Source organism: Flavobacterium muglaense, from assembly GCF_014305155.1.
GTDB lineage: Bacteria > Bacteroidota > Bacteroidia > Flavobacteriales > Flavobacteriaceae > Flavobacterium > Flavobacterium muglaense.
Genome location: NZ_JACRUK010000001.1, coordinates 226,763 through 249,380, shown reverse-complemented (window position 1 = coordinate 249,380; position 22,618 = coordinate 226,763). Strand labels below are relative to the sequence as shown.

20 protein-coding genes are annotated in these 22,618 nt (G+C 35.3%); 10 read left to right on the top strand and 10 right to left on the bottom strand.

What is annotated here, in order from left to right; genetic code table 11:
* Positions 1 to 252: 252 nt before the first annotated feature.
* Entirely contained in the window at positions 253 to 894 is a 642-nt protein-coding gene (locus tag H8R24_RS01130) for an O-methyltransferase (protein ID WP_187016734.1), read from the bottom strand.
* Positions 895 to 964: 70 nt separating this feature from the next.
* On the opposite strand from H8R24_RS01130, the gene rlmN reads away from it, so the two are divergent.
* Positions 965 to 2,008, top strand: a complete 1,044-nt coding sequence (gene rlmN, locus H8R24_RS01125) for a 23S rRNA (adenine(2503)-C(2))-methyltransferase RlmN (RefSeq protein WP_187016733.1) — start codon at positions 965 to 967, stop codon at positions 2,006 to 2,008.
* Between the two features lie 54 nt (positions 2,009 to 2,062).
* On the opposite strand, the gene H8R24_RS01120 is transcribed toward rlmN, so the two are convergent.
* The 4 genes from H8R24_RS01120 to H8R24_RS01105 form a co-directional block, all read right to left on the bottom strand.
* Positions 2,063 to 2,944, bottom strand: coding sequence for a hypothetical protein (locus H8R24_RS01120; RefSeq protein ID WP_187016732.1), 882 nt, complete (start codon positions 2,942 to 2,944; stop codon positions 2,063 to 2,065).
* 226 nt (positions 2,945 to 3,170) lie between these two features.
* The gene (locus tag H8R24_RS01115) at positions 3,171 to 4,253 is read right to left on the bottom strand and encodes an alkaline phosphatase family protein (RefSeq protein WP_187016731.1); all 1,083 of its coding nucleotides are present in this window, start codon (positions 4,251 to 4,253) and stop codon (positions 3,171 to 3,173) included.
* An 11-nt stretch (positions 4,254 to 4,264) separates the two neighbouring features.
* The gene (locus tag H8R24_RS01110; RefSeq protein ID WP_187016730.1) at positions 4,265 to 5,674 is read right to left on the bottom strand and encodes a SusD/RagB family nutrient-binding outer membrane lipoprotein; all 1,410 of its coding nucleotides are present in this window, start codon (positions 5,672 to 5,674) and stop codon (positions 4,265 to 4,267) included.
* An 11-nt stretch (positions 5,675 to 5,685) separates the two neighbouring features.
* Positions 5,686 to 8,775: a SusC/RagA family TonB-linked outer membrane protein gene (locus tag H8R24_RS01105; protein WP_187016729.1), complete on the bottom strand. Its 3,090-nt coding sequence runs from the start codon at positions 8,773 to 8,775 to the stop codon at positions 5,686 to 5,688.
* A gap of 192 nt (positions 8,776 to 8,967) precedes the next feature.
* Between H8R24_RS01105 and H8R24_RS01100 the strand changes: the two genes are divergently transcribed.
* Both H8R24_RS01100 and dnaG read left to right on the top strand, forming a co-directional pair.
* Complete coding sequence (locus H8R24_RS01100) at positions 8,968 to 9,945, top strand: polyprenyl synthetase family protein (protein WP_187016728.1); 978 nt, start codon at positions 8,968 to 8,970, stop codon at positions 9,943 to 9,945.
* 79 nt (positions 9,946 to 10,024) lie between these two features.
* The gene (dnaG, locus tag H8R24_RS01095; protein ID WP_187016727.1) at positions 10,025 to 11,998 is read left to right on the top strand and encodes a DNA primase; all 1,974 of its coding nucleotides are present in this window, start codon (positions 10,025 to 10,027) and stop codon (positions 11,996 to 11,998) included.
* On the opposite strand, the gene H8R24_RS01090 is transcribed toward dnaG, so the two are convergent.
* Both H8R24_RS01090 and nadE read right to left on the bottom strand, forming a co-directional pair.
* On the bottom strand, positions 11,999 to 12,628 hold the full coding sequence (locus tag H8R24_RS01090; RefSeq protein ID WP_187016726.1) for a response regulator transcription factor: 630 nt from the start codon (positions 12,626 to 12,628) through the stop codon (positions 11,999 to 12,001).
* Positions 12,629 to 12,719: 91 nt separating this feature from the next.
* A complete protein-coding gene (gene nadE / locus H8R24_RS01085) occupies positions 12,720 to 13,523 on the bottom strand; it encodes an NAD(+) synthase (protein ID WP_187016725.1) in 804 nt (267 codons plus the stop codon).
* 100 nt (positions 13,524 to 13,623) lie between these two features.
* Here nadE and gldB point away from each other — a divergent pair, with 100 nt between their 5' ends.
* Both gldB and gldC read left to right on the top strand, forming a co-directional pair.
* Positions 13,624 to 14,580 (top strand): gliding motility lipoprotein GldB, encoded by a 957-nt coding sequence (gene gldB, locus H8R24_RS01080; RefSeq protein ID WP_187016724.1) that lies wholly within the window; start codon positions 13,624 to 13,626, stop codon positions 14,578 to 14,580.
* Positions 14,580 to 14,921 carry a gliding motility protein GldC gene (gene gldC, locus H8R24_RS01075; RefSeq protein ID WP_187016723.1) on the top strand — a complete coding sequence of 114 codons (342 nt, stop codon included), beginning with the start codon at positions 14,580 to 14,582 and terminating at the stop codon, positions 14,919 to 14,921. The genes gldB and gldC overlap by 1 nt, the downstream gene beginning before the upstream one ends.
* Before the next feature lie 39 nt (positions 14,922 to 14,960).
* Here gldC and H8R24_RS01070 read toward each other — a convergent pair whose 3' ends face one another.
* The 3 genes from H8R24_RS01070 to H8R24_RS01060 are packed head-to-tail and all read right to left on the bottom strand — an operon-like array spanning position 14,961 to position 17,063.
* Positions 14,961 to 15,605 (bottom strand): hypothetical protein, encoded by a 645-nt coding sequence (locus H8R24_RS01070; protein WP_187016722.1) that lies wholly within the window; start codon positions 15,603 to 15,605, stop codon positions 14,961 to 14,963.
* Between the two features lie 32 nt (positions 15,606 to 15,637).
* Complete coding sequence (gene yihA, locus H8R24_RS01065; RefSeq protein WP_187016721.1) at positions 15,638 to 16,258, bottom strand: ribosome biogenesis GTP-binding protein YihA/YsxC; 621 nt, start codon at positions 16,256 to 16,258, stop codon at positions 15,638 to 15,640.
* A 31-nt stretch (positions 16,259 to 16,289) separates the two neighbouring features.
* Positions 16,290 to 17,063 carry an alpha/beta fold hydrolase gene (locus H8R24_RS01060; RefSeq protein WP_187016720.1) on the bottom strand — a complete coding sequence of 258 codons (774 nt, stop codon included), beginning with the start codon at positions 17,061 to 17,063 and terminating at the stop codon, positions 16,290 to 16,292.
* Between the two features lie 388 nt (positions 17,064 to 17,451).
* Here H8R24_RS01060 and H8R24_RS01055 point away from each other — a divergent pair, with 388 nt between their 5' ends.
* From H8R24_RS01055 to H8R24_RS01035, 5 genes are read left to right on the top strand one after another with little or no spacing between them, the layout of a single operon-like run.
* Positions 17,452 to 17,925 (top strand): division/cell wall cluster transcriptional repressor MraZ, encoded by a 474-nt coding sequence (locus H8R24_RS01055; protein WP_187016719.1) that lies wholly within the window; start codon positions 17,452 to 17,454, stop codon positions 17,923 to 17,925.
* Positions 17,900 to 18,808 (top strand): 16S rRNA (cytosine(1402)-N(4))-methyltransferase RsmH, encoded by a 909-nt coding sequence (rsmH, locus tag H8R24_RS01050; protein WP_187016718.1) that lies wholly within the window; start codon positions 17,900 to 17,902, stop codon positions 18,806 to 18,808. Before H8R24_RS01055 ends, rsmH begins: the two co-directional genes overlap by 26 nt.
* Before the next feature lie 6 nt (positions 18,809 to 18,814).
* Positions 18,815 to 19,162, top strand: coding sequence for an FtsL-like putative cell division protein (locus tag H8R24_RS01045; protein WP_187016717.1), 348 nt, complete (start codon positions 18,815 to 18,817; stop codon positions 19,160 to 19,162).
* The gene (locus H8R24_RS01040; protein WP_187016716.1) at positions 19,153 to 21,156 is read left to right on the top strand and encodes a penicillin-binding protein; all 2,004 of its coding nucleotides are present in this window, start codon (positions 19,153 to 19,155) and stop codon (positions 21,154 to 21,156) included. The genes H8R24_RS01045 and H8R24_RS01040 overlap by 10 nt, the downstream gene beginning before the upstream one ends.
* The gene (locus H8R24_RS01035) at positions 21,153 to 22,616 is read left to right on the top strand and encodes a UDP-N-acetylmuramoyl-L-alanyl-D-glutamate--2,6-diaminopimelate ligase (protein ID WP_187016715.1); all 1,464 of its coding nucleotides are present in this window, start codon (positions 21,153 to 21,155) and stop codon (positions 22,614 to 22,616) included. Before H8R24_RS01040 ends, H8R24_RS01035 begins: the two co-directional genes overlap by 4 nt.
* Positions 22,617 to 22,618 lie beyond the last annotated feature (2 nt).

The following is a 22,618-nucleotide window of genomic DNA, read 5'->3' as shown; positions in this document are numbered from 1 at the left end:
GCTCGCTGAATTGTATTGTTTGTTGTTGTATTAACATCTAAAAAACACTTATAATTAGACTTAAATATAAGAAAAAAAGAGTAGAAATCCATAGATATCTACTCCTTTTTAGGTCTTAATTTATTAGAAACACTTTTTCAGTGCCCTCCTTCCGTTGGTCGCTCTTTTTTGTTTAGAAAAATTCATTTTTACGCCACAAGGATTTCCATTCCCATCTGGGCTAAAACTCCGTACGCAATAACAACATTTAGTTTAAAGCACTCTGCTTACCGTTAATCCATCACGAATAGGCAATAAAACCGTTTCTACTCTAGGATCGTTTTTTAAGAGTATATTGTATTCAAGTAGTATTTTAGTACTAATGTCTTTTGGGTTCAAAGGTTCCAGTACTTTACCGCTCCACAACACATTATCTGATAAGATGAGACCGCCTTTATTCATCTTAGGAACAATCAATTCAAAATAATTGATGTAGTTTTCCTTATCAGCATCGATGAAAACCAAATCAAATTTAACGTCAAGCGTAGGTATAATATCCGTTGCTTCTCCCAGATGCTGTACAATTTGCTTTCCCCAAGGAGACTTGTCAAAATGTTTGCGCTGAAAATCAATTAGCTCTTCCTTAATGTCTATAGTGTGCAAAACACCATTTTCTTGCATTCCTTCGCACAAACACAAAGCCGAATAACCGGTATAAGTCCCTATTTCTAGAATGTTTATCGGTCTAATTAATTTGGCTAACATGCTCAAAACTCTACCTTGAAAATGACCGCTAAGCATGCGTGGCAAAAGAATTTTTTGATACGTTTCTTTGTTTAAAGCCGCTAATAAAGCGGGTTCTTTTTCAGAGTGTTGCTCAATGTAATCTTCTAATTCTACTGAAATGAAATGCATTTTTTAATTTTTTACAAAGTTATTAAATTATCAAAACAACAAATCAACAAATAGTCATTAAATTTGCAGCATGCAAACGGAGAAAAAAGACATACGAGCAGTATCAAAAGAAGATTTACGCGAATTTTTTGTAACCAGTGGAGACAAAGCCTTTCGCGGTAATCAAGTTTATGAATGGTTGTGGAGCAAAGGTGCACACAGTTTTGAAGATATGACAAACATTTCTAAAGAAACACGTGCCATGTTGGAACAAAATTTTGTGATTAATCACATTAAAGTAGATGCCATGCAACGTTCAGAAGACGGTACAGTAAAAAATGCTGTTCGCTTACATGATGGATTAGTGGTAGAGTCGGTTTTAATCCCGACTAATACAAGAACCACAGCTTGCGTTTCTAGTCAAGTAGGTTGTAGTCTAGATTGTAACTTTTGCGCAACAGCGCGATTAAAAAGAATGCGAAACTTAGAACCTGCCGAAATTTACGATCAGGTTATAGCCATCGATAAAGAGAGTCGTTTGTATCACAACCACCCACTTTCTAATATTGTTTTCATGGGAATGGGTGAACCATTGATGAATTACAACAATGTATTAAAAGCCATTGAAATGATTACTTCCGAGGAAGGTTTGGGTATGTCGCCAAAGCGTATCATGGTTTCTACATCTGGAGTACCTAAGATGATCAAGAAATTAGCCGATGATGATGTAAAATTCAAATTAGCAGTATCACTACATTCTGCTATTGACGAAGTTCGAGCGAGAATCATGCCTTTTAGTGCTAATTTTCCTTTGGCAGATTTACGCGAATCATTAGAATATTGGTACCGAAAAACCAAATCTAAAATCTCATACGAATATGTGGTTTGGAAAGGGATTAACGACAATAAAGAAGCAATAGATGCTTTGGTTAAATTTTGTAAATATGTTCCTTGTAAAGTAAACTTAATCGAATACAACCCAATTGATGATGGAGAGTTTCAACAAGCCTCTGAAGAAGCGACTAATGCTTATATAAAAGCACTCGAAGCAAGCGGGATTGTGGTAAAAGTACGTAGGAGTAGAGGTAAGGATATTGATGCAGCTTGTGGTCAACTAGCAAATAAAGAAGCATAAAAAAAGGAGTTCAATTTAATTTGAACTCCTTTTTTATTTTCAACCGCCTTGGTTTTATTTTCCCAAAGTAATTTGAGCAGCAGTACCTCCATTGATAGAAAGCATTGCGATATTGTCACAATCTCCAGTACCATAATCAATAGTAGCGTAATTGTTGTTTTTTGTTATTTTCAATATGCCACTTACGGGGTAAGGTTTAGGGATTTGTAGTAAGCTACATTCGGCTTTATATACTAGCGGTGTTGTTGTAGTTATCAAAGATGTAAAAACTTCTTTTTGTGGATTAGTTGTAATCACAGTTCCACTAATAGCGTATACATCGTCATTTGAAATTAATCTAGTCGAAAATCCAGCAGTCATCTCTCTAGTCAATTGTCCAGTACGCGTATAAACTCCTGATGTTGTCGTTAAAGACATATCGGTAGTGCTGTACGTTGTTTTAGGGTGTAAAGTAGCTCCGTCACCAACCATTGTTCGGGTCCAAGTTAGTGTTCCTTCTAATTTGTTTTCATTGATATAGAAATCATTATAAGTAACTGTCATGACCTTTGGGAAGCTTGTTCCTTTGGTTCTAGTCAAAATAACTTGGCCTTTTAAAGTACGACCTCTAAATACACATGAAGTGGTAGCGGTACCAAAAGTAATTGTTATTTTTCGAACTAAATCGGTTGATTCTAGATCGCTTATCGTAGCGCAATCAGGTAGAATAGATTTGTAGTTGTTTGTGCTTTTTCCAGTTGTAGATCCTTCTGTAGCTTCATATTGATCATCGGCAATAAGTGAAATATCATCAATTGCATTGTCCATGGTTTGGGTTTCAACAACATCATTAGTTGTTAGTTTGGTGTCGGTGGCATTTGTAGTAGATTCTTGTGTGCAACTCGTAAAAGTAAATACACTAAACAATAAGCCGATTACTAGTTTTTTGGTTTTCATAATTTCAGGTTTTAGTTAGTAGGTTTTAGGTTTTGATTCTGGAGATTAATTAGCTGTAAAACTACAAAAAATGGAGTCGTAAAAAGCACGTTTTTAATCAACCTATTTTAGTGCAGTTTACCAGTTATACTAATATTTAAGCAGATAGAATGAGGTGTCAACTGTGTAGAACGCAAAAGAGCTTGACAATATTGTCAAGCTCTTTTGCTTTAGCTGTCAAAGCACTCTATTTAGCCACTCCTGGAATTTCATTCGCAATTGGATGATTGGCTTCAAATTTGTAGCCCATGATTTTTGCCATGGTTTGAGCAAATTGATTTTGATATAATTGGGTATCGTTTTTCATTTCGCCTTTTGGTTCAATTTGAGGTCCCATGGTAGCAAACCATATTTCAGAAGCGTCTTTTATATGAGGTCCATGACTCGTCCATTCTGCTTTTGTAAGGTCTCCTCGACCATGATCGGTAGTGAAAACTAGAGCAGTTTTGTCTTTGTATTGCGGATCATTTTGAACAAAATCCCAAATTTCTTTAATCCAAGCGTCTACTTGATGGGCTGCGTCAAGATACGAACGATAAAATCCTGCATGTGCCCATTCATCAGTTTCGCCATACGATATGTAGAGCACTTTCGGCTTATTCGTTTTTAATTCTTCAAGGGCACCATAATGTGTAAAAACATCCAAACATTCTTCTTCATGAAAAGGTTTAAAAGAATCGGCTAGCATAGCATTAATTAATTTTTGTCTCTCTGTTGGCGTTTTACCTCCTACTTTATCAAAAGCAGATACGACGGGAAAACCAGCTCTTTTTTCGTTTAAAATGTTGTCAAAAGCATCCCAGGCACCAAATGCTGCTACTTTTCCTTTTATTTTAGTTTGTTTGCTTAAAAACTCTAAAACAGTACTATTCGGATTTGCAGGGTAATGATTTGAATTGATTAAGGTATCGGCATATCCCGTCATGATTTCATTATAACCAGGATAACTAAACCAGTATGGATTGGCATTGTTTACTTTATTACCTAGTGTTCTATTGCCATATATTTGTCCTTTTTTGGCAAGTATAGACCACATAAAGGGCAATAGTTTTTCTCTACGTTCACTTTCATTCTCTGCCCAATATTTTTTATAAATATAAGAGCTGTCATTCTGATTGAATTTTTTATCTCTTGCTAACGTTTCGTCCATTCCTTTGAAAGCTTCTTGCCATCTAAAACCATCTGTGGTAATAATGATAATGTTTTCGGCCTGCTGTGCTTGACTATTTAATACACTAAAAAAAGTCAGTAATAAAAATATTTTTTTCATGTTTTTTTTAATTAAAAATTATCCCACCAAGTTTTTGCGTTAATATCATCTGTTCCGCCCATTTTTTGCAAAGCATCGCTATTGTTTTCTTTATTTACTGATTGCTCTAAGCTAGGGTACATAATCCTTCTTGGGATTTTTCCGTTGTTTTTGGCTCCAGGTCCTGCCTTGATAAAGCTAGGTTTGCCTGTTCTTTTGTAATCCAACCATGACTCTACGCCAGTGTGGTATAAAGCTAACCATTTTTGAGTATATAAAACCTCCGTTGTTGGGCTATAGGGTGCTGTTACAGTCAAGTAATCAGTAGGCATGATCACATTCCATTGTTTAAAGGATGCTTCTACAGCAGTATTGTAATAGCTTTGAGCAGCTCCAGTGGTAATCAAGTTTCTTTGGCGTGCTTCAGCAAGTAAAAAGTTTAATTCGCTGTAGGTCATAAATAGTGATGAAATTTTTGTTTTTGTATAAAAATAATCTTCGGATCTTCTGGAATATTTCGAAGGTTCTCCTATTTGATCTAATGTAAGCCCGGGTTGCAGCCCTAGTTGATTGGTAGTCCCTACGATTGGGTCAATCCATTCGCCTAGACGTGGGTCGTTATTGGTAATTAAAGTATTTACTAAATGAGTAGATGGAATTACAATATTGTAACCATAGAGTCTGTTAATCCCGTCACTCATGGGAGAAATATTAGGGAAACTACCCGAATAAACATAATTAGCATTATCGCTATTAGACTGGAATAACGGGTAATCTGTAGGTTTTGAAACAATTTCGGTTAGTTTAGTGCTTACGTTTACTTTATTCGAAATGCGCATCAAAAGCCGAATGTGGAGTGAATTAGCAAATTTTTTCCATTTCATCATGTCCCCGTTAAAAAGCAAGTCACCTTCTACTTTTGATTTGATATCAATTAAGCTATTGGCTTTGTCTAAATTTAAAAGTAGTTGGGTGTAGATTGCTTCTTGAGTGTCATATTTAGGTTTTAGAATCCCTTCTTCTCCTTTTGAAGCTTCAGAATAAGGAGCGTTTCCATAGGAATCAGTAATTAGACTCATGGTGTAGGTTTCAAGTACAAGGCCTATAGCTTCATAGTTTTTATCGTTTATTGCTATGGCTTGTTTTTTTAGATCATAAATATCATTAAGCCATTTGTACATACCCCAAAAACGATCGTCGGCTCCCCAATTGTAAACATCGAGTTCATTGTATTCATAATTACCTCCGTATTGTGCAACAATATCACCAAAGTTGAAAGCATTAGAAACATTGGTGTTAGCCAAGTTAAAGATAATATTAGGTAGCATTTGTTTAGGCTGTGAGGCTGTGGGTTGATTTTTATTTGTGTTGATTTCTTCGAATCCATCGGTACAAGAAAAACAAGTACCACATAATAGTAGTAATAATATAATTTTTTTCATGGTAATTTTTTTTAGAATGAAGCATTTAATTTGATTCCGTAGTTTCTAGATGAAGGCAATTGCAGTACTTCAAATCCCGGTAAAAGTGTTCCGCCACTTATGGCTTGTGTTTCGGGATCAATGTTTGGGACTTTCGTCCAAAGGGCCAAATTATTACCAACTAAACCCATGCTTAAATTTTGCATTTTTACAGCGTTGATCCATCGCGTAGGGAATCGATAATTCAAACTTAGTTCTCTCAGTTTTACGTAAGATGCGTCAAAGGAGTTGGCTTCAATATTATCTCTTCGGAAGGCATTCGAATAATACCAGTTTTCGGCGCTTATTGAAGTCGTATTAGGGCTGTATGTGCCATCGGTATTTTGCACTACGCCTTGACCAATTATGCCAGTTTCACGTCCAGGAAGTGAAACTGCAAGAATACCACTTTCCATCCCGATGGCGTTTGTCATCGAATAGATTTTTCCGCCATGACGTACATCAAATAAAGCATTTAGCGTAATGTTCTTGTATTTTAAATTGGTAGCAAGTCCTAACATCCAATCGGGATTATAATTCCCTATTTTCTTAATTTTTGTGTCTAGAATAGGACTTCCAGTATTGTCATAAACAATTTGATTGTCAGGGCTTCTTAAGTAGCCACGACCATATATGTCACCCATGCGTTCTCCTACACGAGCTTCAATTGTACCGCCATTAGGACCTTGCGCGATGATGTAATTATTAATTCCGTCAGTTAATGCTTTTACAGTTCCGCGGTTCTGAGTAAAATTAGCGTTAAGCGACCACTCAAAATCTTTAGTTCTAATAGGCGTAATTCCTAACCCTAGTTCGATTCCTTTATTTTGAATTTTACCAGCGTTTATTACATTCGAATTAAAACCAGTAGCTTGTGAAATGTCTAGTCCTACAATTTGGTTTCTAGAGTTGGTAATATAATAACTAGCATCTAGCGTTATTCTTTTTTTGAAAAATTGTGCTTCAATTCCCAGTTCGTACGACGTAGCGATCTCGGGTTTTAAATTACTGTTCAGTATTGAATTAGGGTTTGTTAAGGTACCAGCAAGAGATCCGTTATTATAGGTTTTTAATAAGCGGTATGGGTCAGTGTCGTTTCCTACTGATGCTGCATTCATTCGTACTTTTAGAAAATCAATGTTTTTATTCAGATCAAAGGCTGATGTTGGAATAAAACTCAACGAAGCCGAGGGATAGAAATAAGAGTTGTTATTTGCAGGAAGCGTAGATGACCAGTCATTTCTAGCGGTAAGGTCTAAATATAAATAGTCTTTATATCCTATGTTAGCCAAGCTGTACATGCTATTAATGCGTTTTTTATAAATGTTTCTAGACGAAATAGGCGTTACATTGATGTTTTGTAAATTGTAAATTCCGGGAATACTAATTCCTTGTCCTTCAATTTTACTTTCGGAGGTGTATTGATTCATACTATTGGCTCCATAAGATATTTTAACCGAAAAGTCTCCAAAAGTATGATCGTAACTCAATAACATATCTGAGTTGTATTCTGTAAAACCAATTGTTTGTTCTCGGTACATTCCTTGCGTGTATCTTGAGGAACCAATAGGTCTTCGTGACCATCTAAAGTCATTAGAATTATCCATACCTATACGGGCCATGAAAGAGAAGTCAGTATTGATTTGATAAGTTGACGATATGTTACCAAAAAGGCGGCCTTTTTTGAAAGCATTGATGTTTTCGTAAGCAATTTTAAAAGGATTATCTCCCCAGCCAAACATGCTATTTTGTTTTACATCCTTCACAATCCAATACTCTTTAAGCCAGTCTAGATCAACATTAGTATGGTTCCATAGTAAGTTGTACATAATTCCTTGACTTCCATAACCGGACACAGGTGTGTTGTCACTAGCACTTTTGGTATATGTGGCAACGGTTGCTAGTTTCCATTTGTCCGAAATGTTGTAATTCAAGTTTAAACTGATGTTTTCGCGTTTTAAATTCGAGTTTGGAACAATGTCTTCGCTTGTAGTTTTTCCATAACTCAATCTAAAATTTGTTTTTTCGTCAGAACCAGAAACGGAAACCGAATTCGAAATAGAATTTCCTTTTCGAAAGAAATCATTTAAGTTGTATCTAAATTCGAAAGGTAATACTAGACCTTGGCCTATAGAATAACCAGGGCTGCCGTTTTGTAGTAGTGAAACACCCGAGTCAAATCGTGGTCCTAGGTTGGTGTCAGCTCCCATATCGTAAGTTTGTTTAGAGCCAGCGCCGTAAATACCTTGTATTTCGGGTAATCGTAATGCTTCGCTGGTCATAAATGAGGACGAGATTGAAACCCCCATTCCTTTTCCTTTTTTACCTGATTTAGTAGTAATTACAATTACACCGTTGGCCGCTCTTGAACCATAAAGGGCAGATGCTGCTGCTCCTTTTAGGACGTTTACGCTTTCTATGTTTTCTTGATTAATCTCTGAGGCTCCATTTCCGTAATCAGTTGGTAAATCAGTTTGAGTCGTTGCAGATCCACCTACACCATAAACATTATTGTTAATAGGGATTCCATCTACTATAAATAATGGACCGTTATTGTTGATGTTTAAGGACTTATCTCCTCGAATAGTTATACGAGAAGAACTTGTGATTCCGTTTCCAGAACCTGTTATTTGAACGCCCGATATCTTTCCAGTTAAGTTTGATACAAAATTAGCCGAGTTTACTTTATTAATATCATCCGATTTTAATTCTTGTGAGGCATAACCCAGTGCGCGTTTGTCTCTTTTAATACCCAGAGCGGTAACCACAACTTCGCCTAATGATACCGAATCGTCTTGCAGTAAAACGGTCAGGAAATCTTGATTAGTAATTAAAATCTCTTTTGTGGTGAATCCCATGAAAGAGAAAACCAATGTCTTTCCTTTTTCGGTGGTAATACTAAAATTCCCATTTGCATCAGTAATTGCTGTGTTTTTAGTTCCTTTAACTACAATTGTGGTTCCGGTTAGTGGAAACCCAGCGGAGTCAGTCACTTTTCCTGAAACCGATTTTGATTGCGCATTCATGTAATGCGTACAAAACAGAAGGAAAAGAAAGCATGCGATTTTTCTTGAAATTTTCATTTGTTAGTTGTTATGTTTGTCATGCAAACTTAGAAGTACAACGAGAACTGCTGATTAAGATAACTTTAACAAAACTGCTGATACAATTAAGAATAGGTTAGCAATGTTAAGTGGGTATTTTTTTAAATTGCAGTAGTTAAATTGCGTTAAAAACACATTCTTTTTACTAAAAGATGTAACTTTGAAATCTAAATGAATGTTACCTCACAAATAAAACAGCCCATCTTTAAAGAAATGGAACTTTTTGAAAAAAAGTTCTATGAATCGATGACTTCGCAAGTGGCTTTACTGAATAGGATTACCTATTATATAGTAAACCGCAAAGGGAAACAAATGCGTCCTATGTTTGTTTTTCTTACTGCTAAGATGGTTTCTGCAGGAACAATCAACGAGCGTACCTACCGCGGGGCTTGTGTAATTGAACTTATTCACACTGCTACACTGGTACATGATGATGTGGTGGATGATAGTAATCGCCGTCGTGGATTTTTCTCGATCAATGCGCTTTGGAAAAACAAAATTGCGGTATTGGTTGGTGATTATCTATTGTCAAAAGGACTTTTGTTGTCAATAGACAATGACGACTTTGATTTACTCAAAATTATATCTGTCGCTGTACGCGAAATGAGTGAGGGCGAATTACTCCAGATTGAAAAAGCCCGAAGACTCGATATTACAGAAGATATTTATTACGAAATCATTCGAAAAAAGACCGCTACACTTATTGCGGCTTGCTGTGCTCTTGGTGCAAAATCGGTTATTGAAGATGCTGTACAAGTAGAGAACATGCGAAAATTTGGCGAGCTCATAGGTATGGCATTTCAGATTAAAGACGACTTATTTGATTACACGGATGAAGCCATCGGAAAACCAACTGGTATCGATATCAAGGAGCAAAAAATGACGCTTCCTTTAATTCATGTTTTGAATACTTGTACTTCAAAAGAAAAATCATGGTTGATCAATTCGATCAAAAACCACAACAAAGACAAAAAAAGAGTCAAAGAAGTAATTGCTTTTGTCAAAGACAATAACGGTTTAATATACGCTGAAAACAAGATGGCTGAATTCCAGCAAGAAGCTTTACTTTTATTAAATAATTACCCTGAATCTGATTTTAAAGACGCATTGATCCTTATGGTGAATTACGTTATTGAAAGAAAGAAATAGTTTTTGTATTGTTTAATGTAAATCATTGCCAGGAATACTTTGTATCTTTGACTTTTTATAACTTTTACCCCAAAATAAATTGATTTCAAAAGCGACTATAGATACTGTTTTCGAAACTGCTCGAGTAGAGGAGGTTATTGGTGATTTTGTCCATTTAAAGCGCGCCGGTAGTAATTTTAAAGGTTTGAGTCCGTTCTCTGATGAGCGTTCGCCTTCCTTTATGGTATCTCCTGCCAAGGGGATTTGGAAAGATTTTAGTTCTGGAAAAGGTGGTAATTCTGTTGCTTTTTTGATGGAACACTCTCATTTCACCTATCCAGAAGCTATTCGATACTTAGCAAATAAGTACAATATCGAAATCGAAGAAACAGAGCAAACTGATGAAGAAAAAGCCATTACTGACGTGCGTGAAAGCATGTATCTTGTGTCTGAATTTGCCAAAGATTATTTCCATAAAACTCTTTTGAAAACGGAAGAAGGTAAAGCAATAGGGTATTCTTATTTTAAAGAAAGAGGATTTACTGCTGAAACTATCGAAAAATTTAGTTTGGGTTATTCGCCGGAAGCTTGGGACGCTTTTACAAAAGAAGCATTAGGCAAAGGATATAAATTAGAATTTCTAGAAAGTACAGGATTAACAATTGCTAGAGAAGATAGGCCTTTTGACCGCTTTAAAGGGCGAGTAATGTTTCCTATTCAAAGTATGTCAGGGCGAATTTTAGGATTTGGAGGACGTATCTTAACCAATGATAAAAAAGCGGCTAAATACCTCAATTCACCAGAAAGTGATATTTACCACAAGAGTAAGGTATTATATGGTATTTTTCAAGCGAAGCAATCGATTGCCAAATTAAACAATTGCTATTTGGTCGAAGGATACACAGATGTGATTCAGTTCAATCAAGCGGGTATCGAAAATGTAGTGTCATCGTCAGGAACGGCATTGACTCCTGATCAAATTCGCTTGATTAATAGATTAACAAAAAACATCACCGTATTATTTGACGGAGATGCTGCTGGACTGCGTGCAGCTATTCGTGGTATTGATTTGATTCTAGAAGAGGGGATGAATGTAAAAGTATGTACATTTCCTGATGGTGAAGACCCGGATAGTTTTGCCAAAAAAACACCTCATGATGCATTAATAGCGTATCTAGACGAAAACGCAAAGGATTTTATACAGTTCAAAGCGTCAACATTGATGGATGAGGCAAAAAATGACCCTATCAAGAAAGCCGATTTGATTAGGGATATGGTTACTAGTATCTCTAAAATTCCGGACCGTATTCAGCGCGAAGTGTATATTCAAGAATGTTCTCGTATCATGGATATCTCTGAGCAGGTTTTAGTGAGTACATTGGCACAGTTGTCTCAAAAAGATGTTGCTGAGATTGAAAAAAAGCAAAAGCAAGATCAAGGTAAAAAGGCTTTTGAGGTAGTTAAAAATGAAGATCAAGTTGAAGCTCAAAAAGTAGATATTCTATATCGCTTAGAGCGAAAAATCATCGAGATTTTACTTTTGTACGGAAATAAAACAGAAGAGTTTGAAGATACATTCATGAAGACCAATGACGACGGTGAAATTGTCATGGTTACTGAAAATAGAGCGTTCAAAGTTTTTCAAAGAATTTATTTGAGTCTTCAGGAGGATGAGGTTGAACTAGCGAATCCTTTATTTAAAGACATATTCAATGATTTGATTAACTACTATCTCCAAAATGACAAGTTCAGTTTGGAGCAGTATTTAATGCATTTGCAGCCCGAATTTGCGCAAGAAGTAACGGATATCCTCATGGAGGAAGAGCGACTTGTAATGCACAACTGGGAGGGGCAAAATATTTTTCCAAAATCCAAGAATGACACAATTGCTCAAAATGTTTCTGAAACTATTTTGACACTGCGTTGGTATCTTGTGGGTAGAATCATTGAAGAGTTAAAAGGCTCCATTTCTGCCGAAGCAGATAATACAGAGCCTATGACTATGATTCAGGATTACAATGGATTAACAAATGCCTTTTCTAAAAAATTAGGTAGGGTAATGTCTCGATTCTAATTAAACGATTTCTAGTTTTTTTGCTTTATCAACAAGGTCAACAAGGTTAGTAACGTTTAATTTTGTTAATAATCGCAATTTATACGTACTGATCGTTTTTTCGTTAAGGCTAAGAATATCGGCAATTTCATGATTCTTTTTTCCTCCACTTAAATAACGTAAAACTTCAACCTCGCGGTTCGATAGTTTTCGGTATAATCTTTCGCTTTTGCTTTGTTTTGCAATTAAGGCAAGATTTTTCTTCACGGTTTCATTCATGATGATCTTTCCTTGTTGCACTTTTACAATCGATTGACCTAAAGTCTCTAGTTTTTCTCTCTTGTGTACAAATCCAGACACACCTGCTTTAATAGCATTTGGAGCATAGATTTGTTCAGAAAGGCCACTATAGATGATTATTTTGGTCTTAGGAAAGTTTTTAATAATAGACTTAACTTCAAATATACTTGCAAGTCCTTCTAGTTCAAGGTCTAAAATTAATACGTCAATATCTTTAGTGAGAAGTATGTCTCTAATCATTAAGAAGCTTCCAACATTTGCTGTTATAGAAATGTCGGCGTGGTCTTTGAAGTAGGATTTTACTCCAAAATGTACTACAGGGTAGTTGTCTGCTATACAAACTTTTATCATAATATCGTTTTTTAAGAGTTTTTAATTGTAAAGAGTTATTAAAGTTAGTTAAAAAAACGGGTATTCACTAATTAATGTGTGTAAAAGACGATTAAATTACGTCAATTTGACACACAGGTATAGAAATCATTTTATGTTGATTGATTTTGTTTAGCCTTTTGTAAATTTGGTAAACAATTTTCTCTCTTTCCGTAAAATTTTCCTGCGACGATTTTTCTTCGTCAATTAGCATTGCCCATTCTAATTCATCATAACTTGCGCCAAGTTGTTGTTCATCTGTTTTCTCATCTCCAAACAATCCGTCCGAAGGCGAAGCTTCTAAGATAGATTGTGGAACTTTTAAATAAGCCCCTAATGCAAAAACATCTGATTTCATCAAATCAGCTATGGGACTAAGGTCTACACCTCCGTCACCATATTTTGTGTAAAACCCCACGCCAAAATCTTCTACCTTGTTTCCGGTTCCAGCAACTAATAATCCACGAATTCCAGCAAAATAGTACAACGTAGTCATGCGCAACCTAGCTCTAGTGTTAGCTAAAGTCAAGTTGAGCGTGTGCTCTTCTATGTTTACTGTTGGTAATGTTTTTTTTAATGTTTCAAAGCTGTCAGTTAAGTCTGCTTCTACACTTGATACGTTCGAAAATCGATCTTGCAATTGTTTAATGTGTTCTCGTCCTCTGTTAACATGGCTTTGATGTTGGTGAATTGGCATCTCAACACATAGGACTTCTAGTCCAGTTTGAGCGCAAAGTGTTGAGGTTACTGCAGAGTCTATTCCTCCAGAGATCCCTACAACAAAGCCTTTAACATTTGCATTAGTGGCATAATTTTTTAGCCAGTTTACAATATGCGTATTTACCTTTTCAACTTGAATAGTATTTTTTTTAGCCATAATAATTAACTTTTAAGAACGAGCAATGTATATTTGCATGATCAAAATAGTAGGATATTGTTTTTGAGTGGTATTTCAATTGCAAATTTAAATAAAAAAAATGAAAGTATTTACATATAGTTTAGTTCTCTGCTGTTTTTTTATTTCTTGCGGTAAGAAGGATAAGATTGAGAGAGAGGTTAGTGCTGTTCCTGTTACGGTAAAAGTGGAGCGTTTTGACAAGATTTTTTTTGAAACAAAGCCTCAAGATTTAGGTAAAATAAAAGCTAAATTCCCTTTTTTCTTTCCGGCAGCAAATGATGATTCGATTTGGTTAGAGAAGATGCAAAACCCACAATGGCGCGAGTTGTATGCAGAGGTTGAAAAAAAGTATGAGGACTTTGAGCCTACAAAAACCGATTTGACAGCGCTGTTTCAGCACATGAAATATTATTTTCCTAAAACGAAAACGCCAAAAGTGATTACGGTGATCTCGGAGATGGATTACAATAATAAAGCTATTTATGCAGATAGTTTAGTGATTGTTGCGCTGGAGTTATATTTAGGTAAAGAGCACAAATTTTATCAGTTTCCAAATTACATCAAGCAAAATTTTGAGCAAAAACAAATTGCTCCTGATGTTGTTGCTAGCTTTTTTAAGTATATAACTCCTCCAAATCAAGAAAAGAACTTGCTTTCTAATATGATTTATGCTGGAAAAGAGTTGTACTTAAAGGATATGTTACTGCCAGATTATACTGATAATGAAAAGATAGGGTACACGCCAGAGGAACTTAAATGGTGTGAGGAGAATGAGAGTTATATATGGCGTTATTTTATCGAAAAAGAAATGTTGTATAGTGATGATCAAAAATTGATTCCCAGATTTGTTGCTCCAGCACCTTTTTCTAAGTTTTATTTAGAAATCGATAATGAATCACCAGGTCAAGTGGGTGCTTGGATAGGTTGGCAAATTGTGCGCTCCTATATGAATAACAATGAAGTATCTTTGCAAGAATTATTAAAAGTAAATTCAAAAGAAGTTTTTGAAAAGTCAAAATATAAACCAAAAAAGTAATGTCAAATATAAATAGATCAGAAATTAAATTTCTAGTAGAGTTAGATGAGAACCGTGTTCCTGAAAAATTGCTTTGGTCTGCCAAGGACGGTGGAGTAGAGTTAGATGAAGCAAAGGCGATAATGTTGTCTGTATGGGATAGTAAGGTTAAGGAGAGTATGCGTATTGATTTGTGGACCAAAGAAATGCCAGTAGATGAAATGAAAATTTTCTTTCATCAAACCTTAGTGGCAATGGCTGATACTTTTCAAAGAGCGACTGGCGATGATAAAATGGCGGATACCATGAGGGATTTTTGTGAGTATTTTGCCGAAAAATTAGAATTGAAATCAGGGATTTAATTATAAAAAAAAGTGCTACTTGTAGAAGTAGCACTTTTTTTATTTGGTGATTGATTTGGTTTTTAAATCTCTCAATATTTTTTTTAAAGAACCAATCATTAGTTTATTGGCGCTTTTATGAAAGGATATGTTGTCAATTAATTTATTAGACTTTTGAGTTTCCCAAACTGACTTTGTTTGTTTAGCTCGTTCGGTGCCTATTGCTCTTTGAGAGTAAATGATCTCTTGCAGGTTTAGATCGTATATTTCTACAGTAACCTCGCTTTGGTTTTGTCCAGTGGAGTATTCGTCTTCATATAAACCAATTACCCCTATTTGATCTTTATTTTTCCTCGAAGAGATATTTATAAAATAGTCAAATCCAGTTCCAATTTTTAATTCTTTAAGCTTTTGTTTGTTCGGGTTTAAAGGAATTTGATCGGGGATTAGTAATGCGGTAACATTCTCACGATAGAAATACCGTTCATTTAAATTTTCGATAAAGAAATCAGTAGCCTCTTCTTTGAGTTTGTTAATGTTAGTGGAAGGACAGTCTAATTGATTTAATAGCCATTTTCCATGGGTAAAATCGACACCTGTCTTGGACTTATTATTCGTTAATATATAGGTGTTGCTTTTGCAAGAAACGAAAAACACTAAAACAAGTACTATTAAGGCAAATTTATAAAGGGTTTTTTTATGCATTTTTCTCTCTAGATTATTGCTTGTAGCATGTTTTAAAACTGATTATTGTTTTTAAAAACCTCTTGATTTACCTCGTCTATATAGCTTAAAAGTTCTTCTTTTCCGATTGATTCTGTTGCTGAAGTCACAAAATAGTGAGGCATTTCGGCCCAATTATTAGCAAACATGTTTTTCTTGTAGGCAGCAATATGAGAGTCGATTTTTACTTTACTAATTTTATCTGCTTTTGTAAAGATAATGCAAAACGGAATTTCGCTTTCACCCATATACGACATAAATTCTACGTCAATAGCTTGCGCTTCGTGACGGATATCGATTAATACAAATGCGCAAACTAATTGCTCTCTTGTTTCAAAATAATCGGTGATAAATTGTTGGAAAACTGATTTGGTTTTTTTTGAAACCTTTGCATATCCATATCCAGGTAAATCGACTAAGAACCAATTGTTATTGATTAAAAAGTGATTGATAAGTTGTGTTTTACCAGGTCTTCCAGATGTTTTTGCTAATTTTTTTTGATTGGTCAGCATGTTTATTAAGGAAGATTTCCCTACGTTCGATCGACCAATAAAAGCGTATTCCGGTAAAAAATCTTTCGGACATTTAGTGACGTCTGAATTACTTATTATAAATTCGGCAGTGTTAATTTTCATTTTTTCTAGGTGTAAATTCTCCTTTGTAGGATTAATGTGCTGATAAATGCGTGTTAGTTAGCCACTCATCTAAAAGACGGTTAAATTCGTCTGGTACTTCCATCATGGCAGCGTGTCCACATTTATCAATCCAATATAGTGTAGAATTAGGCAATAATTTGTTAAACTCTTCGGCTACATCTGGAGGTGTTACTTTATCATTTTTCCCCCATATAATACAAGTTTGAACATGCATCTTTGGAAGGTCTTTTGCCATGTTGTGTCTAATGGCACTTTTGGCAATAGTTAATGTTTTTATCAATTTAATACGATCGTTTACAGATGCGTATACTTCATCAATAAGTTCTGGTGTTGCAATTTTCGGGTCATAAAATACATCTTCAGCTTTTTTCTTAATGTATTCGTAGTCCCCTCTTTTTGGGTAACTATCTCCCATGGCGCTTTCATAAAGTCCTGAACTACCTGTGATTACAAGTCCTGCTACTTTTTCGGGGTACATTTTAGTATGGTACAATGCGATGTGACCTCCTAGTGAATTTCCTAAAAGTATTACTCTGTCAAAACCTTTAAATGTGATAAAATCCTTGACGTATTTGGCAAAGTTTTTAACATTGGTTTTTAAAATATTTTGGGTGTATAGTGGTAAGTCTGGAATAACTATTTTATATCCTTTGTTAGAAAAATATTCTGCAACTGCATCAAAATTGCTCAATCCTCCCATTAGCCCATGTAGTATTACAATAGGTGTTCCTTCTCCAGCTTCATAATAGCTGTATCTGCCTTCTTTTTTATAGTTTTTTTCCATTTGTTTTGAATGCGGTTTTCAATTTTCACAAATATAGGATTTAATAAATTAAAAAGAATTTTTGCAGCTGATTTTTGAGGAGATAATCTTGCATTCTCAGTTTTATCTTGTTTCGAGCTTTAAAGTGATGCTCTTTTTTGTTTTTGTTTCGTTTTTCGATTGTAAATAATGCTGTTGGAACGTTAATTTTTTAAATATAATTCAGTCTCATTTTTGATAGTATGAACATTCCTTGGTTCAAATAAAAAAGTGGCTAACGTGCTGAGCGTGTAAAAATTAAGGGTTTTGGGGTAAAAGTGGGTAAACTTATCAACAAAGTGGTAGAATGTGGTAGAAAGTGGTAATATTTTTTATATTTTTGCTCTATATCATTTTAACAAATCTTTGCTTGAACACAATTGTAGGAACATATGAATGTAAGGTCGATGCCAAAGGGAGGGTGCTGTTGCCAGCGCCTCTCAAGAAGCAATTAGCGCCTTCTCTTCAAGACGGTTTTGTCTTGAAGCGTTCTGTTTTTCAGCCTTGTCTAGAGTTGTATCCCATGAGTGAATGGGATGCAATGATGTTAAAAATCAATAAGTTGAATCGATTTGTTAAGAAGAATAATGATTTTATACGCAGGTTTACTGCAGGTGTAAAAGTCGTAGAGATTGATTCTTTGGGTAGGTTATTAGTACCTAAGGATTTAGTAGGTTTTGCAAGTATTGCAAAAGATGTTGTTTTTTCATCGGCAGTGAATATTGTTGAAATCTGGGACAAAGATTTATATGAAAAATCAATAAGTGGTGATGATATGGATTTTGCTGACTTGGCAGAAGATGTAATGGGAAATTTAAATGATGATGACAATGGAATATCATAATCCAGTTTTATTAAAAGAATCAGTAGACGGTTTAAATATTAAGCCTGACGGTATATATGTAGATGTAACATTTGGTGGTGGTGGTCATTCAAAAGAAATTTTGAGCAGGCTAGGACCAGATGGGAAGCTTTTTGCATTTGATCAAGATGAAGATGCGTTAGCCAATGCTTTGGATGATGAACGATTTGTTCTTATTAATGAGAACTTTCGATTCATCAAGCGTTTTTTACGTTTTTATGGTGTGAAAAGTGTAGATGGAATTTTAGGTGATTTGGGTGTTTCGTCCCATCAGTTTGATGTTGCCGAAAGAGGTTTTTCTACGCGATTTGATGCCGACTTAGACATGCGTATGAGTCAAAAAAATGATCTGAATGCTAATAAAGTTGTCAATGAATATGACGAAGCAAATTTAAAAAGAGTTTTTCTAGATTATGGTGAGTTGAAAAATGCTGCAGTTCTAGCGAGAACGATAGTAGACGCTAGAGAGGCACAGCCAATTAAAACCACCGATGAATTAAAGGAAGTCTTGGCTAAACATTTACCCGAAAGAGTTAAAAACAAAATACTAGCCCAGATTTATCAGGCAATTCGTATTGAGGTAAATCAAGAAATGGATGTGTTAAAAGAGTTTCTGGAGCAGTCTCTAGAGATCCTCAGTCCAGAGGGCAGGTTAAGTGTTATTTCGTACCACTCACTTGAGGATCGATTAGTGAAGCGTTTCATGAAAAACGGGATGTTTGATGGTGAGCCTGAACGCGATTTTTTTGGAAATTTTTCTGTTCCATTTAAAACGGTGGGTAAATTAATCATTCCTGGAAACGAGGAGATCAAGGTGAATAATAGAGCAAGAAGTGCCAAATTAAGAATAGCCGAAAAGAAATAAACAAAAATGAAGCAAGGAGTTTACGGCATATTGAAAGCTAAGTTTTTAATCGATGATGATGCGATTAAAAATTGGCGTTTTATAGTGTTCTTGATTCTGTTAGCAATTATCATGATCGCTAATACACAACGATATGAACAAAAGGTGTTTCAAATAGCACAGTTGACATCAGAGGTAAAGGAATTGAGATCTGAATTTGTTGATAGACGCTCACAATTAATGAAATTAAAAATGGAGTCAACAGTTTCTGCTAAGATGATTGAAAAAGGCATTTTTCCAGCAACGGTACCTCCAGTTAAGATAAAAGTAAAAAAAGTAGAGGAAACTAGTTTTCTTAAAAAATTATGGCAGTAGAAGATAAATACATATCGTACCGAATCTACCTTGTTGCATTTGCTATTTTTTTAGTAGCGATTGCAATTGCTGTGAAATTGACCAATATTCAATGGGTCGAAGGTGATTACTATAGAAAATTAGCCAAAGAAAGAACGGTTAAGAATTTTGTGATTCCTGCAAACAAAGGAAATATCTATTCGGCTGATGGGAGTTTATTGGCAACTTCGATTCCAAATTACGAAATCCGTTTTGATGCCTTGGCGCCAAAAAGTGAAGCGTTTGAAAAGAATGTAGAGTCATTGTCTGATTCTCTTGCATCGGTTTTAGGAAAAACAAGTAGCTATTATCAAAATGAGTTAAGGAGGTCTAGGGCCAATAATAATAGGTATTATTTGATTTCTCGCGATTTGAGTTATACGGATTATATGAAAATTAAAGGTTTTCCTTTATTCAAATTAGGAGGTTATAAAGGCGGGATTATAGTAGAACAAAAAACAGTTAGAGAGCATCCAATAGGAAAAATAGCCGAGAGAACCATAGGGTACGAACGACGAAATTCTAACGGAACTTCGGATGGAAAAGGAATAGAATGGGCTTATAGAAAATACCTTAACGGTAAGGATGGTAAAATTTTAAAACAAAAAATTGCCAAAGGACAATGGAAGCCTATTCGTGATGTCAATGAGGTTGATCCACAGGATGGATATGATGTGATTTCAACAATCGATGTTTATATACAAGATATTGCGCATCATGCATTATTGAAACAGTTAGAAGATTATCAGGCTGATCATGGATGTGTTGTGGTAATGGAAACGGAAACAGGGAAAGTAAAAGCAATTTCTAATTTAGGAAGAGCTAGTGATGGCACCTATTATGAAACTACTAATTATGCCGTAGCAGAATCGCATGAGCCTGGATCAACTTTTAAATTGGCCGATTTAATGGCGCTGCTAGATGATAAACTAGTTGATACCAGTAAAGTATATAACACCTACGGTGGAGAAATACGATATTCAGGAAAAGTAGTGCAAGACTCTCATAAAGGAGGTTATGGTAAAATATCATTGGCTAGAGGTTTTGAGTTGTCGTCTAATACGGTGATGGTTCAAGCGGTTTATGAGAACTATAAAAACAACCCTTCAAAGTTTGTGAATCATGTTAATTCTTATGGATTAAATAGCAAGTTACACATGGATTTTGAAGGAGAAGGAAGGCCTTATGTCCCACAGCCTACAGATAAAAACTGGTCTAATATTTCTTTGCCTTGGATGGCCTTTGGATATGGGGTTTCGGTTACGCCAATGCAAACTTTAGCTTTTTATAATGCTGTTGCAAATAACGGAGTGATGGTAAAACCACAATTTATATCCGAAATTAAAGAGTGGAATAAATCGATCGTAAAGATTGAAAAGGAAGTGATCAATCCTAGGATTTGTTCGCCAGAAACAATCAAAAAATTAAAAGCTGTTTTGGCTAATGTGGTTAAAAAAGGAACGGGGTCAAAGTTGTATTCCAAAGACTTTTCTATGGCAGGAAAAACAGGAACTGCGCAGGTAAATTATGGTAAAAACGGAAAAAGAGATATGTATTATGCCTCTTCATTCGTGGGTTATTTTCCGGCAGATCATCCTAAGTATTCTTGTATTGTAGTAGTTCATAAACCAAGTACAATTAATAATAATTATTACGGAGCCGATGTAGCGGGGCCAGTTTTTAAAAGAATCGCGCAAAAGATATTTACAGATGTGCCTTCGACAAATGAAATAAAAAAGCTAGACAAGAAAATCCAAAAACAAGAGGATAGTTATAATCAATACTTTGCTAAGTTACAAAAACCGCAACAGTTAATTCCTAATGTGAAGGGTATGCCGGGTATGGATGCGATTGCTTTATTGGAAAATTTAGGAGTTCATGTTAAAGCGGTAGGGATAGGGAAGGTAAAAAAACAATCCTTGCAAGCGGGACAAAATATTATAAAAAACACAACTATAACACTAGAATTACTGTGATTATACTAAAAGACATATTATATAATGTAGCGATTGAGGCGGTTCAGGGTTCAACGGAAGTGGCTGTAAATAAAATTGATTTTGATTCTAGAAAACTAGAACAAAATGATGTTTTTATAGCAATTCGTGGTTCTGTTTCGGATGGTCATGATTACATTCAGAAAGCAATTGAGTTAGGGGCAGTAGCAATAGTTTGCGATACTTTTCCAGCTTCTTTTGTAGACGGGGTCACTTATGTGCAAGTAACAGATACCAATAAGGCGCTTGCTTTTATGGCGGCTAATTTTTATGGAAACCCTTCCGAAAGTTTAAAATTAGTTGGGATTACAGGGACTAATGGTAAAACGACAATTGCTTCATTGTTGTATCAATTATTTAAAAAAGCAGGTTTTAAAGTAGGGTTATTATCTACTGTAAAAATAATGGTAGATGATGTAGAGTATAAAGCAACTCATACAACACCAGATTCACTTACAATAAATCATTATTTGGCCGAAATGAAAGCGGCTGAAGTTGCTTATTGTTTTATGGAAGTGAGCTCACATGGTGTGCATCAAAAACGTACCGAAGCTTTATTCTTTGCTGGTGGTGTGTTTACAAATTTATCGCACGATCATTTAGATTACCATCCCACTTTTGCAGAATACAGAGATGTGAAAAAATCATTCTTCGACAATCTTCCTAAATCAGCATTTGTATTATCAAATATTGACGATAAGAATGGAGCGGTAATGATGCAAAATACTCTTGCTAAAAAGCGCACTTACGCTTTAAAATCGTATGCCGATTACAAAGCGCAAATTTTAGAAAATCAATTATCAGGCTTACTATTGAAAGTGGATGGCAATGAGGTTTGGGTTAAATTAATAGGAACCTTTAATGCTTATAATGTGTTGGCAATTTATGGAACGGCCATACAATTAGGATTAGATAGTCTAGAAACATTAAGACTATTGTCAGAGTTAGAGAGTGTGTCAGGTAGGTTTCAGTACATTGTTTCGGATTCGAATGTGACAGCGATTGTGGACTATGCACATACGCCGGATGCACTTGAGAATGTTTTGAAAACAATAAATGATATTCGAACCAAGAACGAGCAATTGATTACAGTTGTAGGTTGTGGAGGGAATAGAGATAAAACAAAGCGCCCTATCATGGCGGGTATTGCATCGGAATTAAGTGATAAAGCGATCCTTACATCAGACAATCCTAGAAATGAAGATCCAGCTGTTATTATAAGCGAAATGGAAGTGGGAGTTGCGGCTCAAAATTTTAAAAAAATTGTATCAATTACAGATAGAAAGCAAGCAATTAAAACGGCTTGCCAATTAGCACAGCCCAATGATATTATTTTAATAGCAGGAAAAGGGCATGAAACGTATCAAGAAGTCAATGGCGTTCGTCATGATTTTGATGATATGAAAATTGTAAAAGAATTATTAGAACAACTTCATAAATAGTA

Bases quoted from the DNA above. Each gene is read 5' to 3' on its own strand.
- rsmH (WP_187016718.1), top strand. From the start codon at position 17,900: ATGATGATGACAATGGAATATCATAATCCAGTTTTATTAAAAGAATCA.
- H8R24_RS01070 (WP_187016722.1), bottom strand. From the start codon at position 15,605: ATGCATAAAAAAACCCTTTATAAATTTGCCTTAATAGTACTTGTTTTA.
- H8R24_RS01045 (WP_187016717.1), top strand. From the start codon at position 18,815: ATGAAGCAAGGAGTTTACGGCATATTGAAAGCTAAGTTTTTAATCGAT.
- H8R24_RS01040 (WP_187016716.1), top strand. From the start codon at position 19,153: ATGGCAGTAGAAGATAAATACATATCGTACCGAATCTACCTTGTTGCA.
- H8R24_RS01105 (WP_187016729.1), bottom strand. From the start codon at position 8,775: ATGAAAATTTCAAGAAAAATCGCATGCTTTCTTTTCCTTCTGTTTTGT.
- H8R24_RS01090 (WP_187016726.1), bottom strand. From the start codon at position 12,628: ATGATAAAAGTTTGTATAGCAGACAACTACCCTGTAGTACATTTTGGA.
- yihA (WP_187016721.1), bottom strand. From the start codon at position 16,258: ATGAAAATTAACACTGCCGAATTTATAATAAGTAATTCAGACGTCACT.
- gldB (WP_187016724.1), top strand. From the start codon at position 13,624: ATGAAAGTATTTACATATAGTTTAGTTCTCTGCTGTTTTTTTATTTCT.
- H8R24_RS01120 (WP_187016732.1), bottom strand. From the start codon at position 2,944: ATGAAAACCAAAAAACTAGTAATCGGCTTATTGTTTAGTGTATTTACT.
- gldC (WP_187016723.1), top strand. From the start codon at position 14,580: ATGTCAAATATAAATAGATCAGAAATTAAATTTCTAGTAGAGTTAGAT.
- H8R24_RS01110 (WP_187016730.1), bottom strand. From the start codon at position 5,674: ATGAAAAAAATTATATTATTACTACTATTATGTGGTACTTGTTTTTCT.
- H8R24_RS01130 (WP_187016734.1), bottom strand. From the start codon at position 894: ATGCATTTCATTTCAGTAGAATTAGAAGATTACATTGAGCAACACTCT.
- H8R24_RS01060 (WP_187016720.1), bottom strand. From the start codon at position 17,063: ATGGAAAAAAACTATAAAAAAGAAGGCAGATACAGCTATTATGAAGCT.
- nadE (WP_187016725.1), bottom strand. From the start codon at position 13,523: ATGGCTAAAAAAAATACTATTCAAGTTGAAAAGGTAAATACGCATATT.
- rlmN (WP_187016733.1), top strand. From the start codon at position 965: ATGCAAACGGAGAAAAAAGACATACGAGCAGTATCAAAAGAAGATTTA.
- H8R24_RS01115 (WP_187016731.1), bottom strand. From the start codon at position 4,253: ATGAAAAAAATATTTTTATTACTGACTTTTTTTAGTGTATTAAATAGT.
- H8R24_RS01100 (WP_187016728.1), top strand. From the start codon at position 8,968: ATGAATGTTACCTCACAAATAAAACAGCCCATCTTTAAAGAAATGGAA.